The 14,807-nt window shown below is 59.6% G+C and carries 19 protein-coding genes; 11 read left to right on the top strand and 8 right to left on the bottom strand.

Going from position 1 to position 14,807, the window contains the following annotated elements; genetic code table 11:
* Window positions 1-270 precede the first annotated feature (270 nt).
* Together AC1RR7_RS19730 and AC1RR7_RS19725 are read left to right on the top strand one after the other, a co-directional pair.
* A complete protein-coding gene (locus AC1RR7_RS19730) occupies window positions 271-2,472 on the top strand; it encodes a pyocin-S2/colicin E7-DNase domain-containing protein (protein WP_493158227.1) in 2,202 nt (733 codons plus the stop codon).
* Window positions 2,456-2,719 (top strand): bacteriocin immunity protein, encoded by a 264-nt coding sequence (locus tag AC1RR7_RS19725; RefSeq protein WP_041475141.1) that lies wholly within the window; start codon window positions 2,456-2,458, stop codon window positions 2,717-2,719. The genes AC1RR7_RS19730 and AC1RR7_RS19725 overlap by 17 nt, the downstream gene beginning before the upstream one ends.
* A gap of 48 nt (window positions 2,720-2,767) precedes the next feature.
* Here AC1RR7_RS19725 and AC1RR7_RS19720 read toward each other — a convergent pair whose 3' ends face one another.
* The 5 genes from AC1RR7_RS19720 to AC1RR7_RS19700 form a co-directional block, all read right to left on the bottom strand.
* Complete coding sequence (locus AC1RR7_RS19720; RefSeq protein WP_493158225.1) at window positions 2,768-3,679, bottom strand: SDR family oxidoreductase; 912 nt, start codon at window positions 3,677-3,679, stop codon at window positions 2,768-2,770.
* 152 nt (window positions 3,680-3,831) lie between these two features.
* Entirely contained in the window at window positions 3,832-4,734 is a 903-nt protein-coding gene (locus tag AC1RR7_RS19715) for an alpha/beta fold hydrolase (protein ID WP_493158224.1), read from the bottom strand.
* Window positions 4,734-5,516, bottom strand: a complete 783-nt coding sequence (locus AC1RR7_RS19710) for a class II aldolase/adducin family protein (protein WP_085729651.1) — start codon at window positions 5,514-5,516, stop codon at window positions 4,734-4,736. Before AC1RR7_RS19710 ends, AC1RR7_RS19715 begins: the two co-directional genes overlap by 1 nt.
* Before the next feature lie 131 nt (window positions 5,517-5,647).
* Entirely contained in the window at window positions 5,648-6,334 is a 687-nt protein-coding gene (locus tag AC1RR7_RS19705) for an LrgB family protein (RefSeq protein WP_192559802.1), read from the bottom strand.
* Complete coding sequence (locus AC1RR7_RS19700) at window positions 6,324-6,710, bottom strand: CidA/LrgA family protein (protein WP_273537012.1); 387 nt, start codon at window positions 6,708-6,710, stop codon at window positions 6,324-6,326. Before AC1RR7_RS19700 ends, AC1RR7_RS19705 begins: the two co-directional genes overlap by 11 nt.
* 95 nt (window positions 6,711-6,805) lie before the next feature.
* Between AC1RR7_RS19700 and AC1RR7_RS19695 the strand changes: the two genes are divergently transcribed.
* Window positions 6,806-7,693: a LysR family transcriptional regulator gene (locus AC1RR7_RS19695; protein WP_493158222.1), complete on the top strand. Its 888-nt coding sequence runs from the start codon at window positions 6,806-6,808 to the stop codon at window positions 7,691-7,693.
* Here the strand turns inward: AC1RR7_RS19695 and AC1RR7_RS19690 are convergent.
* Window positions 7,683-8,138 carry a flavodoxin gene (locus tag AC1RR7_RS19690; protein ID WP_096819050.1) on the bottom strand — a complete coding sequence of 152 codons (456 nt, stop codon included), beginning with the start codon at window positions 8,136-8,138 and terminating at the stop codon, window positions 7,683-7,685. The genes AC1RR7_RS19695 and AC1RR7_RS19690 overlap by 11 nt on opposite strands.
* A 153-nt stretch (window positions 8,139-8,291) precedes the next feature.
* Here AC1RR7_RS19690 and AC1RR7_RS19685 point away from each other — a divergent pair, with 153 nt between their 5' ends.
* Window positions 8,292-8,768, top strand: a complete 477-nt coding sequence (locus AC1RR7_RS19685; RefSeq protein ID WP_096819048.1) for a PAS domain-containing protein — start codon at window positions 8,292-8,294, stop codon at window positions 8,766-8,768.
* Window positions 8,769-8,822: 54 nt separating this feature from the next.
* Window positions 8,823-9,428, top strand: a complete 606-nt coding sequence (locus AC1RR7_RS19680) for a hypothetical protein (protein ID WP_192559797.1) — start codon at window positions 8,823-8,825, stop codon at window positions 9,426-9,428.
* Window positions 9,429-9,431: 3 nt separating this feature from the next.
* On the opposite strand, the gene AC1RR7_RS19675 is transcribed toward AC1RR7_RS19680, so the two are convergent.
* On the bottom strand, window positions 9,432-10,391 hold the full coding sequence (locus AC1RR7_RS19675; protein ID WP_096819327.1) for a MerR family transcriptional regulator: 960 nt from the start codon (window positions 10,389-10,391) through the stop codon (window positions 9,432-9,434).
* A gap of 222 nt (window positions 10,392-10,613) precedes the next feature.
* Between AC1RR7_RS19675 and AC1RR7_RS19670 the strand changes: the two genes are divergently transcribed.
* The 6 genes from AC1RR7_RS19670 to AC1RR7_RS19645 all read left to right on the top strand — a co-directional run bounded on the left by AC1RR7_RS19670 (window position 10,614) and on the right by AC1RR7_RS19645 (window position 13,601).
* Window positions 10,614-11,183, top strand: a complete 570-nt coding sequence (locus tag AC1RR7_RS19670) for an antibiotic biosynthesis monooxygenase (RefSeq protein ID WP_493158220.1) — start codon at window positions 10,614-10,616, stop codon at window positions 11,181-11,183.
* 56 nt (window positions 11,184-11,239) lie between these two features.
* A complete protein-coding gene (gene folM / locus AC1RR7_RS19665; protein WP_102619452.1) occupies window positions 11,240-11,950 on the top strand; it encodes a dihydromonapterin reductase in 711 nt (236 codons plus the stop codon).
* 22 nt (window positions 11,951-11,972) lie between these two features.
* Window positions 11,973-12,533: a GTP cyclohydrolase I FolE gene (gene folE, locus AC1RR7_RS19660; protein ID WP_096819040.1), complete on the top strand. Its 561-nt coding sequence runs from the start codon at window positions 11,973-11,975 to the stop codon at window positions 12,531-12,533.
* Window positions 12,534-12,905, top strand: coding sequence for a dihydroneopterin triphosphate 2'-epimerase (folX, locus tag AC1RR7_RS19655; protein ID WP_096819038.1), 372 nt, complete (start codon window positions 12,534-12,536; stop codon window positions 12,903-12,905).
* Window positions 12,906-12,973: 68 nt separating this feature from the next.
* Complete coding sequence (locus AC1RR7_RS19650) at window positions 12,974-13,270, top strand: DUF1244 domain-containing protein (protein WP_102619451.1); 297 nt, start codon at window positions 12,974-12,976, stop codon at window positions 13,268-13,270.
* Entirely contained in the window at window positions 13,263-13,601 is a 339-nt protein-coding gene (locus tag AC1RR7_RS19645; RefSeq protein WP_493065285.1) for a HopJ type III effector protein, read from the top strand. The genes AC1RR7_RS19650 and AC1RR7_RS19645 overlap by 8 nt, the downstream gene beginning before the upstream one ends.
* 64 nt (window positions 13,602-13,665) lie before the next feature.
* Here the strand turns inward: AC1RR7_RS19645 and trxB are convergent, their stop codons facing one another.
* Window positions 13,666-14,628 (bottom strand): thioredoxin-disulfide reductase, encoded by a 963-nt coding sequence (gene trxB / locus AC1RR7_RS19640; protein WP_085711762.1) that lies wholly within the window; start codon window positions 14,626-14,628, stop codon window positions 13,666-13,668.
* Window positions 14,629-14,807 lie beyond the last annotated feature (179 nt).

Raw genomic sequence — 14,807 nt, 5'->3', positions numbered from 1 at the left:
TTGCAGCGGCCTTTTTTATGGGCGATGGTTTATCGCGCCGAGTCAGCAATCAGTCACTCCCTTCGCCACTGTCAGATGCTTCCTGAATCCTTTTCGGAAACTTCCTTATTGAAATAACGAACAACTTCTATTCGTTATTTATCACCGAATTTTCTGCCGCACTCTTCTGTAACTGCCTACAGGACTCTCGGACCCGCGCCCGACGTTTCACCTGTAACTTCTAATGGCAGAACAACTCATCACTTTTAAACAGCGCACATTCAAAAGGATATGAATATGCAAAGGCCTCCAGCATGGGAGCTGACCGAGCCTGTCCACACGACAGCACCAGCGCCTCCCGGCTACAACCCGTTACCGGCAACGACATTCGATATCAGCAGCAGCGGCGCCTTTCAAAGACCGCCTGCCTTTGCGGGCAACGTACATATCGTGAAAGGCACCGCTCAAGTTCTGGATCAGGAGTTTCAGGCCAGAGCAAGTCAACTTGCACAAACCCTCGAACATGAACTTGCCGCCGCCAGACTTGAAGTTTCAACTCACCCTCTGCCGCCCGCCGAGGCAATCATTCGCGAGCTCGGTGTTCGCAATACGCTGATGGCGCGCAAGACGGCCGAGTTTCATCGCCAGACCGCCTTGGGCAACACGTTTTATGGCAGCGATCCCCTGAACCGCCCGTTGAACGATTTCACCGCGCGGGCGCGAACGATGGAGCGCCCTCTCAAGCCTGATGGCATTGCCTTTCAGACCTGGTCGTTCTCATACCGGGCCGCTCACGAAGCGAGGCTGTTGTCGCAATCGTTGCAGATGCTCAACCAGCAACAAGTCAATGTGCTCAACTGGCTGGCGACCGTTCAGGCCAACGATCAAGCGCGAATCGCTGCAGAGCAACAAGCGCAGAGAGCTGCTGCCGAACTGGCGCGGATCAATGAACAAGCTCGACTTGAAGCGCTGGCACAAGCTGCACGCGTAGTGGCCGAGCGAGAGCGCGTTGCCGCCGAACAACACCGTCAGCAAGCACTCGCAGAGGCGGCACGGCAGCAAAAGGAACAAGAGGAAATCCAGGCTCGTGAAGAGGCGCGCCTTGCAGCGCTGGCTGAAGCACAACGGCTCGCCGCTGAGCAGGCGCAAATCGCCGCCGACGCTGCCGCGCAACAGGTTGCTGCCGAGCAGGCACGTCTGCAAGCGCAAGCCGATGCTCAGCGCCGCAATGAAGAGCGCCGGCTGCTGGCTGAAAAAACACGGCAGGAAAAACAGCAGAAAGCGCTGCGAAAGGCACAGAAAAGACGCCGTAAAAAAGCGCGCAAGAACGCCAGGGAACAAGCCCGACGGCAAGCAGAAAACGCCCTGAGCGGACAATCTCCCATCTTTGCCAATGCCGGATCGATGGCCGCATTCGGCCCGACCTTTACCGGGCCGCTCGGTGTTTTTGGCAACAACCCGGCAACCACGCTGGCACTCAGAACGTCGCTGCGAACGGCGGTGTCCCTGGCGCTGGCGGCCATCTCCACAGCGGCTGCACCAGTGATCGTCGGATTCGCCGCTTTGCTCGCTCCTTCGGAACTTGGGAACGGCGACCTGTTTGCTGCAAGTGTCCCGCTATCAGAACTTGCGCCTGATTTGGACACCGACCTGTACGAACTGGCGACGACCGGCGGTGAAGTCGATCTGCCGGTCAGGCTTGGCTCCAGAACGTCAGGTAACAGAGTCGAAGTTGTCGTCGTCAGCACCGATGGCGTGACAGTCCCCAGCAAAGTGCCGGTGGTACTCGCACGCTTTGACGTACAGAAAAACACTTACATTTCCACTGCTAATGCAAGCGACTCCAAAGGCCCTGTCGTCACTTGGACGCCGTTGGTAAAACCGCTGAATCCTTCGACAGATTTGCCAGTCGCCGACACAGACTTGCCGAACTACGAAGGCGCCGATGTCACGCCTGACAGCGGACGGATCGATCCATTTCCTCAGCTTGATCAGTACGGGTTTGATGGATGGGTTACGGTTTTCCCGATCGACTCTGGAATACCGCCGATTTTCACGATGTTTCGGGATCGGCGGCAGGATCCCGGTATCGCCAGTGGGATAGGGCAAACGGTTTCAGGCAATTGGTTGGGAACAGCTGCGACGCAGCAAGGTGCGCCGATTCCGACGCAAATTGCGGATAAGCTCAGAGGTAGGGAGTTTTCGAGTTTCAGGGCATTTCGCAAGGCGTTTTGGAAGGCGGTAGGGAATGATCAAGCGTTGTTTGAACAATTCACCCCTTTCAGTAAATTTGACATAAAAAAGGGCCTCTCACCAACAGCTCCCAGGTCAGAACAAGTGGGTGGAAAAACAAAACTGGATATACATCATGTCGTACCTATCGCTGAAGGTGGTTCGGTTTACGATCTAGACAATCTTCGTGTATTAACTCCAAAACGACACATTGAAACCCATTCCGAAATGAGAAAACAAAAAAATGAAATTCAAGAATAAATTTGAGGAATATACGGAAGCCGAATATGTAGCACTTATTAATCGGCTGGTCGAAGGTGATTACTCATCAGAAAAAGAGCATGACGCTATCGTCGACAACATTGTAAAAACCTCGGAGCACCCAAATGGAACGGACGTTCTTTACTACCCGGAAGAGGGTACGGACGACAGTCCGGCAGGAGTTTTAGAAACCATCAAGGCTTGGCGCGCTGCCAACGGAAAACCCGGATTTAAAAACGAAGAATAGAAAGCAAACAACGAGCAGGCAACTCATGCCTGCTCGTCTCTCTATGTATTACAACGAATACTTCTGCAAATTCGCCATCATTTCCTTCAGCGCCTCGATATTGTCCTTCGGATGCGCCGCCCCTTCGAAATCACAGATCTGCTGCCAGTGCGCCGCCACCTCTTCCGGTGAGAACCCCACGCGCGGATCGAACCCGGCGCCCAGGCTGCGCTCCCAGCGCACCTTGCCCATCCAGCCGCCGCCGACTTCGAACAGTCCCGAGGTTTCCTGGCATTGTTCGCTGGCCAGGTAAACCACCAGCGGGCTGACCAGTTCCGGTTTGAGCTGTTCGAACACTTGCGGCGGGATCAGGCCTTCGGTCATGCGCGTGCCGCCGGTGGGGGCAATGGCGTTGACCAGGATGTTGTTCTTGCGACCTTCGATGGCCAGGGTGCGGGTCAGACCGTAAAGACCGAGTTTGGCCATGCCATAGTTGGACTGGCCGAAGTTGCCGTAGATGCCCGAGGTCGATGCAGTGAAAATCACCCGGCCATAGTTTTGCTCGCGCAGGTGTGACCATGCGGCGCGGGTCACTTTGTAGGCGCCTTCGACGTGGACGCGGTAGACCAGATCCCAGTCGGCGTCTTCCATTTTGTGGAAGGTCTTGTCGCGCAGGATCCCGGCGTTGTTGACCACGACATCGACGCGGCCGAACACGTCCAGGGCGTTCTGCACCAGTTTATCGCCGTCGGTGACGGAATCATGGTTGGCCTCGGCGATGCCGCCGGCCTCGCGGATTTCCGCCACCACGCGGTCGGCGGCCGAGGCGTTGGCGCCTTCGCCCTGGGTCGAGCCGCCGAGGTCGTTGACCAGCACTTTGGCGCCCTGTTTGGCGAACAGCAAAGCATGTGCGCGTCCCAGGCCACCGCCGGCTCCGGTGACGATCACGACTTTATCTTCGAAACGCACAGACTCATTCATCGAGGCAACTCCAGCAGGCCTGAGGGACAGTGTCCCTGAGTGTCAGGCACAGAGCGTGCGGTCACAACGAACACGGCTGAGGCTGAATGGTGCGCGATAAGGCTGGGGGATGATGAAACCGTGCAGAGGCGCAAAGCGCCTCCGCCCTGCGATCAGGAACACGCCACCTTGCGCGGCGGCAACACGAAGTGATCGCGAAATTCGAGGTAGTGCTTGAGCACCTGCACCGGCGCTTCGCTTTGCGGGTAATGACCGATGCCCGGCAACAGCACGGTGTCCGCGTCGGGAATCAGCTCGCGATAACGCTCGACCATGTGTGCACCGGAGATCGGATCGACTTCGCCATCGATCACCCGCAACGGCACCTCGCCGCGCTGCATCGCCGCGACCCAACGATCACGCTGCACCCGGCGTTCGGGGATGTAGGTGATCAGTTTGTGCATGATTCGCGGCCCGCGATTGCACTCGATCAGGCTCCAGAAATCATCCATCTCACTTTCACTGGGCCGGGTGTCCGGGCCGAAGATCTGATGGAAACTCTTCACCAGTGCATCGCGGGTAAACGCGCGGCCGATCATCCAGCCCAACGGGCTGAGCAACAGTTTTTGCGTCAACAATGGCCGATGGGTTTCCGGAAACAGACCACCGTTGAGGAACACGCAACTGGCGACTTCGATCAGGTCATCGTAATGCCGGGCCAGCAGTTCCTGGGCAACGCTGTCGCCATAGTCGTGAGCCAGAATGTGCACTGGTTGCTCGACCTGCAGATGCGCCAGCAAGGCCTGTTGCAGATCGGCCTGCTCCAGCAGGCTGTAGGTGTGACTCAGCGGTTTGGCAGAGTCGCCGAAGCCGAGCATGTCGCAGGCAATCACCCGGTAGCGCTGGGACAGTGGCTGCCACAGGTAATGCCAGTCCCAACTGGCCGTCGGAAAACCGTGGATCAGCAGCAGCGGTTCGCCCTGCCCGGCCGTCCAGTAGCGGATCGGCTGGCCACGAAAGACAAACGTCTGGCTGCGTTTGCGCCAGGCACTCAGAGGAATCTCGGCGAGAGGCATTACAGTTTATACCCCGGGTCTTGTTTATCGAGTTTGCGCAGCAGTGCCGGCCAGGCCAGTGCGCCGCCCATCCCTTGAGCACTTTTGGTGACGCCAGCGATCATCGCCTTGGCGCCTGCCAGAATCTGCGGTTCGATGGCGATCAGTTCGGCACCGCCGGTTTGCGCCATGACCTGGATGTCACAGGCACGCTGAAAGGTGAACATCATCAGGAACGTGTCGGCGATGGTGCCGCCGCAGGTCAGCAAGCCGTGGTTGTGCAGCATCAAGAAATTGTTTTCGCCGAGGTCGGCCTGCAACCGGGCCTTCTCTTCGTGATTGAGCGCCACGCCTTCATAAGCGTGAAAGGCCAGGCTCGACAGCACGAACAACGATTGCTGACTGATCGGCAACACGCCCTGTTTCTGCGCCGACACCGCAACGCCGGAAGCGGTGTGGGTATGCAGCACGCAGGCCACGTCATGCCGCACTTCGTGGACGGCACTGTGAATGGTGTAACCGGCGGGGTTGATCTCGTAAGGGCTGTCCATGAGCTTGTTGCCGGCCTGGTCGACCTTCACCAGACTGGACGCAGTGATCTCATGGAACATCAGGCCGAACGGGTTGATCAGGAAGTCTTCGGTGCCCGGCACCTTGGCCGAGATGTGGGTGAAGATCAGATCGTCCCAGCCATGCAGGGCGACCAGTCGATAACAGGCGGCGAGATCGACCCGGGTCTGCCACTCCGCAGCACTGACCTGGTCTTTGACATTCAAGGAAGAAGGGACGGGGGCTACGCTCACTGTATGCACCTCTGTTTTTGTTTTTTTCGGCAGGTGTCAGCAGTCTAGTCAGCCCCGGGGGATCGCGTAGTTGCATTGGCAGCCAGCTTGATGACTGAACGAGTCAGCCACGCCAGCCGCTTGGATCCATGTCAAAGCAACGACGCCAACAAAGGCGCGGCGAACAGATTGAGCAGTCCGGTGAGCACCATGACCAGCCCCGCCACCGAACCTTCTTCGCCCCCCACTTCATGGGCGCGACTGACGCCCGCACCATGAGCGCCCACGCCAAACAGGGCGCCACGCGCCAGGGCACTGCGCAGCGGCAACCACTTGAGCAACACCCCGCCCAGCATCGCGCCGAACACCCCGGTGAACATCACGAACACCGCCGTCAGTTCGGGCACACCACCCAGATCCTGCGCCAGCGGCATGGCAAACGGCGTGGTGATCGAGCGCGGCACCAGTGACAGCGTTACCGAACTGTCCAGCGCCAAGGCCCTGGCCAGGCCAAACGAAGTCGCAATCGACGCCGTACTGCCGGCGAGCATGCCCAGCAGCAACGCCGACCAGTGACGCACCAGCAGACGCCGCTGTTGCCAGATCGGCACCGCAAACGCGACGGTGACCGGGCCGAGCACCAGCATCAGCCAATGGGTGTTGCTGGAGTATTCGGCGTAGGCGGTATGCAGCGGCACGGCGAGGGCCAGCAATAATGCGGGGACCAGAATCAGTGGCGAAAGCACGTAGCGACCGGTCCGACGATACAGCCAGCGACTGAACAAGTAGGCCAGCAGCGTGAATGCCAGCCAGAACATCGGCATCAGTTCAAGCTTCATGGGACCGCCTCAGACGCACGGCCAGTTCCACGGTGAACGCCGTCACCAGCATCACCATCAGCGTACTGGCGGCGATCACCAACAGGATTCGCCAGCCGTCGTCACGCAGCAATGCACCGTAATCCAGCAGGCTCATCAAGGCCGGAATGAAGAACAGCAGCATCTCGGCCATCAGCAGTCCCGCGCCCATTTGCAGCGCCGCCGGCTTGACCCACCCGAACGCAAAAGCCAACAGCAGCAACGCCATGCCGATCACGCCGCCGGGGATCGGCCATGCCAGCCACGCAGCCAGTTGGCAGCCGAGCAGATAGAGACCGAGCAGCACGGCCAGTTCGGCCAGCAGGCGAGAGAGATATTTGAGTGTTGAGGCGTTCATGGTTGGGCTCCTTTCAGGTGCCTATTTTACGAACCGGACTGCCATCCCCGAAGCGAATTGTTAGACTCAAAGCCATTCCAATTTGGAATCAGGCCATGGAATTCAAACAGCTCAAAAGCTTCGTCGAAGTCATGCATCAGGGCGGTTTCACCCAGGCGGCAAAAACCCTGCACATCAGTCAGTCCGCCGTGAGCAAGCAGATCGCTCAGCTCGAACAGAGCCTGGGCACGCCGCTGCTCGAACGACTGGGCTCGCAGCTACGCCTGACCGCCGCCGGCAGCGTGGTGTTGCAACGGGCTGAAGGCATGCTGCGCCTGCGCAATGAATTGCTCAGTGAACTGGATGACCTCAGCCAACTGGCGCGCGGCGAGCTGCGTCTCGGTTTGCCCTTGCTGGGCAGCGATGCACTGTTTGCCGGGCTGTTCGCCGAGTACCGGCGGCGTTACCCGAACATCAGCGTGCAGTTGCTCGAAGGTGGCAGCCGCAATATCGAACAGGCGCTATTGAGCGGTGAACTGGAACTGGGCGGCAGTCTGCGGCCGAAAGACCCACAGTTCGACTTCCAGCCCTTCTGCGATGAACCGCTCGATGCGCTGCTGCCGGTGGATCACCCGCTGGCGGCAAAAGGCGAGATCGCTCTGGAGGAATTGGCTGAGACGCCGTTCCTTTTGTATCAGCGCAGTTTCGTGCTCAACGATCGTTTGCTTCAGGCGTGCCAGCAGATGGGCTTCACCCCGAAAGAAGGTGGCCGTAGCGGCCAGGCGGATTTCCTCGCGGCGCTGGTGGCCGCCGGGCAAGGCGTGGTGCTGCTGCCGAGCGTGGTAGCACGCGGTCTGGTGCGGCCAGGCGTGGTTCGCCTGACCTTGAACGCGCCGGATTACCTGCGCTGGGACATCGCCTTCATCTGGCGCCGGGGCGCGTATCTGTCGAAGGCTGCACAAGCCTGGCTCGCGCTGTTGCGCGAACGCGGGATCAGCCCTTGAGCGTGGCGATCAACTGCTCCAGCCAAGGCTCGGCGTCGGTTTCCGGGGTGACGCTCTCGCTGGCGTCGATGCGCAGCATGTCCTGCACTTCACGCACGCCGAGTTCGCCGAACAGCTCACGCATCTGCTCGCCGCCGCCGCAGAAAGTGTCGCCGTAACTGGCGTCGCCCAATGCGATCACCGCGCCAGGCAAGCCACGCCAGGCTGCCGGCAGCTGATCGCGGAGGGTCGAGTACAAGGGTTGCAGGTTATCCGGCAACTCGCCCATGCCCGTGGTCGAGGTCACGGCCAGCAAGGCTTCAGGGCCAAAGGCCTGGAGGTCGGCGAGGCTGGCACGCGAGTTGTAGAAGGTTTCAAAACCGGCGGCTTTCAACAGGCTCTGGGCGTGGCGGGCGACTTCTTCGGCCGTGCCGTACACCGAGCCGGAGAGGATGGCGACTTTCATCAATCTGATCCTGAAACTGAAAAAAAGAGCGGCGATAGTAACAGCCGGCGGCGCAATGTTGCGATTGGCTCTCGATAAGCGCTGATGGCCAGTAGACAGCGCCGATTGATCTTCTAGAATGCCTGCCACCGACACCCTTGAAAGGATTCAAAGATGATCAATGCCAGCCTGCTGCAGATGGTGATCAACGCGTCGAACGATGGAATCGTGGTGGCCGAACGGGAAGGTAAAGAGGACAACATCCTGATTTACGTGAACCCGGCTTTCGAACGCCTGACGGGTTACACCAGTGAAGAGATCCTGTATCAGGATTGCCGTTTTCTGCAGGCCGGAGACCGGGACCAGGACAACCTGCCCCTCATTCGAGAGACCTTGCGCAATAACGGTTCGTGCCGCGAAATCCTGCGTAACTACCGCAAGGACGGCACACCGTTCTGGAACGAGCTGTCGCTGTCGACGGTAAAAAACGCTGACGATGGACAGACTTACTTCGTCGGCGTGCAAAAGGACGTGACCGTTCAGGTCAAGGCGCAGCAGCGAGTGGCGCAGCTGGAAGCCCAGGTCGCGGCACTCGAGGCAGAGCTGGCAGCCATCAAAGCGACGAACGGCGCAAACAAAACAGCGAACTAAGTGTCATTAACTACAATCACCAATGACTTTGTAATTATTTATTTCGAGCTAGCCATGCAACGCGACGCCCTCCTGACCCAGGACGAGTTGGATTTCATCCAGACCATGCAACACAACCCGCAGCTCAATGTGCGGGATGCGACGTCGAGCCTGTTGGTCAATGGTGGTTCGCAAATCCGTGATCTGCTCACGCGCCTGGCGGCCCATGAACAAGTCACCATCCAGGCCAACTTCGAAAACCAGCAGATGACTTTTCCGCTGCATCTGGTGGAAGACGAATTCCACGCCCTGCATTTGCGCCTGGGTGTTCCAAGCATTTATGAAGACGGGCCGATGGTGCGCCCATGGCGTCTGGCCCTTGAAGAACCGGTAGCGCTGGAGAATGCCAAGGGCCAACCGGGCATGCTGTGGGTTCACGAGGTTTCGCACAAAGGCGTGTTGCTGGAAGTGCGCAACAAGACCAAGCCACCGAAGCATTTCGCGCTGTGGTTCAGCCCTTCAGGCTATGAGCGGATTTCCCTCCGCGGCACCTTCGAACGGGAAACCGAAAGTGGTTTCTACGCCTACGACTTGAGCCAGAGCGACGCCGACGAGACCGAGCGCCTGCGCCAGTTCATCCTTCAGCAACATCGCCTGACTCACCCTGCCCTGCACACCTGAACCTCAGGTATCCAGCGTCCCCGCGAGAAACTGGTTCAGGCGCTGGCGCATGGTCGAACCTTCATTGCCCAGACAGCCCACCGATGAACCGGCCAGGCTGTCCTGTGCCAGATCCGACGCATCGCCTGCCAGCATCAACTGACAATCCAGGCTCAGGGCCAGGCGGTTCAGACGCCGGGGCAATTCGGTAGTCGGGGCGTGATTGGAAAACAGCACCAGCGCCTGCGGTTTGATTTTTTCGCAAACCAGCGTCAGCTCATCGAACGGCTGGCCGGTGGTCAACACACGAACGCCCGTGTCATTGCCACTGAGAAACAGCGCCGCCACCAGTAATTCGAGTTCGCGGCACTGCCCCGCCAGGGCGCTGACAATCACCTTGCGCGGATGCGAGCCACGCAACACGACAATTCGCTGCAGCACCCGCGCCCTCAGGAAACCATCAAGGAACAGCCACTCGCTGGTTTGCCCGAATGAATCCTGGCGCTGCAACAAGCGCAGCCACAGCGGCATGAGGATGTCCTGGAACACCACAGGCAGCGTGTAGGAAGAGAAAATCTGCCCGTAAACCCGATCCAGTTCCTGGTCATCGAATGAACTGACCGCGCGCTGGACCTGATCCTGCCATTGCAGATAGTCGGCCTGCACCATGTCATTGGGAATGATGTGCGCCAGCGCTTTCATCGGCTCGGTCTTGGCCAGGATCCTGCCGACCTTGCTCACCGAGACACCACGATCAATCCAGTCGACGATGCTGCGAACGCGCTCGATATCGGTCATCGAATACAGCCGGTGCCCGCTTTCGGTGCGTGTCGGCTGGATCAAACCATAACGTCGCTCCCATGCGCGCAGCGTGACCGGGTTCACTCCGGTCAGACGCGCCACTTCACGTATGGGGAAAAGCTCCTCGCGCTCAAGCGCAACAGATGCCTGCGAAGCAGGGCGAACGTCTGTAATGACAGGCATGTGTGCGGGCACGTCCTTGTTGGCGTTGTTAGCGTAGTTGGATCCCATTCTACTCCGGATGCCCCTTGTCGGTTCAAGCGATGAAACGGGACGAAACTCTCTGGTTTCGTCACAATAATCAGGAATAATCCTTGCTTGTCGAAAAGCGCAGCCCTCTACCCCGGCGCTGCGTCAGGCGAAGTTCCTACCCGGAACGACGCAAACGTAATACGGAGATACACGATGTCTACTTCCCCCGTCACGCTGATGGTCGCGCGTCGCGTCGCCGATGGCCGCTATCAGGACCTGATCGCCTGGCTGCGCGAAGGCGAACAACTGGCCACCGACTTTCCCGGCTACCTGGGTTCCGGCGTATTGGCTCCGCCTCCCGGCGACGATGAGTTCCAGATCATTTTCCGCTTTGTCGACGAACAGACCCTGCACGCCTGGGAGCACTCGGCCTCGCGCACCGCGTGGCTGGCCCGTGGCAGTGATCTGTTTGCCCACCCGACCGAACATCGGGTCAGCGGCATCGAAGGCTGGTTCGGTGCAGCCGGCGTGCGACCTGCGCGCTGGAAACAGGCCGTGGCCATCTGGCTGGCGTTCTTCCCGGTTTCCCTGCTGTTCAACTTCGTGCTCGGTCCGCTGCTCGGTGAAATGAGCCTGTTGCCCCGCGTGTTCATCAGCACACTGTGCCTGACGCCGTTGATGGTCTATTTCTTCATTCCACTGTCGACACGCCTGCTGGCCGGCTGGCTCAACAGTTCCCCACCCCGTCCACTGCCTGGCGCGGCGTCCACGCAAAATCGCTGAAACCATCGCTCGCGTCGCTGTTATAGTTTTTGCTCTGACCTCGACGCGAGCCGTTCATGACCTCTTTTGCAGCTCCCATTCTCATCACTGGTGCCGGCCAGCGCGTCGGGCTGCATTGTGCGCAGCGGTTGCTGGAGGACGGTCACCGGGTCATCTTCACTTACCGTAGCGAACGTCCGGGCGTGAAGACGCTGAAGGACCTGGGCGCGATCGGCGTGTTCGCGGACTTTTCCAGTGAAGCTTCCATCCTGGCGTTCATCGCCGAACTGAAAACCCACACCGACAGCCTGCGAGCCATCGTCCACAACGCCTCCGAGTGGCTGGCGGAAAACGGGGACGACGAAGCCGAAGCCTTCACCCGCATGTTCAACATCCACATGCTGGCGCCGTACCTGATCAATCTGCATTGCGCCGACCTGCTGCGACGCTCGAACCCCGCCGATATCATCCACATCAGCGACGACGTCACCCGCAAGGGCAGCAGCAAACACATCGGCTATTGCGCCAGCAAGGCCGGGCTCGACAGTCTCACGCTGTCCTTCGCCGCGCGCTACGCCCCGTCAATCAAGGTCAACGGCATCGCGCCGGCCCTGCTATTGTTCAATCCCGACGACGACGCGGCATACCGCGCCAAGGCGCTGGCCAAGTCCGCGCTGGGCATTGAACCCGGCAGCGAAGTGATCTATCAGAGCCTGCGCTACCTGCTCGACAACCCTTATGTCACCGGCACGACCCTGACCGTCAACGGCGGGCGGCACGTCAAGTAAAACGCCCCCGCGAGGATGCTCCATGACCCGTTCCCTGCCCGAAAACTACCGCGAGATCCTGATCGGCCTCGGTGAAGATCCCGACCGTGAAGGCTTGCTCGACACACCGGTGCGGGCGGCCAAGGCCATGCAGTATCTGTGTCACGGCTACGAACAGAGCGTCGACGAGATCGTCAATGGTGCGCTGTTTGCTTCCGACACCGACGAGATGATCATCGTCGCGGACATCGAGCTCTACTCGTTGTGCGAACATCACCTGCTGCCCTTCATCGGCAAGGCCCATGTGGCTTATATTCCGACGGGCAAGGTGCTGGGGCTGTCGAAGATCGCACGGCTGGTGGACATGTTCGCCCGCCGCCTGCAGATCCAGGAAAACCTCACCCGGCAGATCGCCGAGGCGGTCCAGCAAGTCACCGATGCCGCCGGTGTCGCGGTGGTCATCGAAGCCCGGCACATGTGCATGATGATGCGCGGTGTCGAGAAACAGAATTCGACCATGAACACCTCGGTCATGCTCGGCGCCTTCCGCGAGTCGAGCAACACCCGCCAGGAGTTCCTGCAATTGATTGGACGGAGCAAGTAAATGCCACAACTTCAACCGGGAATGGCGCGCATCCGGGTCAAGGATCTGCGCCTGCGCACCTTTATCGGGATCAACGAGGACGAAATCCTCAACAAGCAGGATGTGCTGATCAACCTGACCATCCTGTACGCCGCGCAGGAAGCGGTGCGCGACAACGACATCGACCACGCGCTGAACTACCGCACCATCACCAAGGCGATCATCGCCCACGTGGAAGGCAACCGCTTCGCGCTGCTCGAACGCCTGACCCAGGAATTGCTGGATCTGGTGATGGTCAACGAATCGGTGCTGTACGCCGAGGTCGAAGTCGACAAGCCGCACGCGTTGCGTTTTGCCGAGTCGGTGTCGATCACCCTCGCCGCCAGCCGCTGAGTGCGTCTGGCGCTTCAAGCGTCAGACTTTTATCATCCGCGCCACGATTTGACTGCACAGAGCCCATCATGACCGAGCAACAACGCCTCGAACTCGAAGCCGCCGCCTTCCGCCGGCTGGTCGCCCACCTGGACAGCCGCAAGGATGTGCAGAACATCGACCTGATGAACCTCTCCGGGTTCTGCCGCAATTGCCTGTCCAAGTGGTACAAGGCCGCCGCCGACGAGCGCCAGATCGACGTCAGCCTCGACGATGCCCGCGAAGTGGTTTACGGCATGCCGTACGCCGAGTGGAAAGCCCAATATCAGCAAGAAGCCAGCGCCGAACAACAAGCGGCGTTCGCCAAAGGAAAACCCAATGAGTGATCTGAACACCCTGCGCGCCAGCCTCAAGAGCGGCGAACACGTTTTTGCCGACACCCTGGCGTTTGTCGCCGCCGGTTACGACTACCAGCCTCAGGCGTTCAACAACGGCGGCGTGGAAAACGCGGCCGGGCAGAATGAAGGTTCGTGCAAGACGCTGGGTCTGGCGCTGCTGGAAGGCTTGAACGACGAAGAAGCGCTGCTGGCATTCGGCGAACACTACCGTTCGGTCGTGGCGACGCCTGAAGGCAGCGACCACGGCAATATCCGTGCGCTGATCCAGCACGGTCTGGCCGGTGTGAAGTTCGAAGCGCAGCCGCTGATCCGCCGCTGATTCCCTAGCGAATCGCGGGTACAAAAAAACCGGCCAATTGGCCGGTTTTTTTATGTCTGCAATCTTAGAACGAAGCGTTTTGCAGATCGTCCAGGTAACGCTCAGTGTCCAGTGCCGCCATGCAGCCGGCGCCGGCCGAGGTGATGGCCTGACGGTAAACGTGGTCGGCCACGTCGCCGGCAGCAAAGATGCCTTCGACGCTGGTCGCAGTGGCGTTGCCTTCACGGCCGCCCTGAACCACCAGGTAGCCGTCTTTCAATTCCAGCTGACCTTCGAACAGCGAGGTGTTCGGGGTGTGGCCGATCGCGATGAACACGCCGTCGACCTTGATTTCGTCGAAGCTGCCGTCGTTGTTCTTCAGACGTGCACCGGTCACGCCCATGTTGTCGCCCAGCACTTCGTCCAGGGTCGCGTTCAGTTTCAGCTCGATCTTGCCTTCGGCCACACGGGCGTTGAGCTTGTCGATCAGGATCTTCTCGGCGCGGAAGGTTTCGCGACGGTGGATCAGGGTGACCTTGCTGGCGATGTTGGCCAGGTACAGGGCTTCTTCGACAGCGGTGTTGCCGCCACCGACCACGGCCACCGGTTTGTTGCGATAGAAGAAACCGTCGCAGGTCGCGCAGGCCGAAACGCCTTTGCCCATGAACGCTTCTTCCGACGGCAGGCCCAGGTAACGAGCGCTGGCGCCGGTGGCGATGATCAGGGCGTCGCAGGTGTAGGTGCCGCTGTCGCCAGTCAGGCTGTACGGTTTGGAAGCGAAGTCCACCGCGTTGATGTGATCGAACACGATCTCGGTTTCAAAACGCTCGGCGTGCTCACGCATACGCTCCATCAGCACCGGACCGGTCAGACCGTGGACGTCACCCGGCCAGTTGTCGACTTCGGTGGTGGTGGTCAGTTGACCGCCGGCCTGCATGCCGGTGATCAGCAGCGGCTTGAGGTTGGCACGGGCAGCGTAGACAGCAGCGCTGTAACCGGCAGGGCCGGAACCGAGGATGATCACTCGCGAATGACGGACTTCAGACATGAACCTGTCTCCTGTTGACCGGCCAATACATCAGGCGCGGACGCCGGACTGCCGGCGAGAATAAAAAAGGACTGTGGATAACCTTGGGGAAGGCATGAGCTCGACAGTCCTGTAAAAAGTTGGGTGCAGCGTATCGAGGGGGGCAAGATTAAGGAAATACGGTTTAACAATCCAGCTCA

It is taken from the genome of Pseudomonas sp. GW821-FHT11G12 (assembly GCF_058808055.1).
Note: the sequence above shows the minus strand (reverse complement) of the source record. Positions and strands in the feature narration are given on the sequence as shown.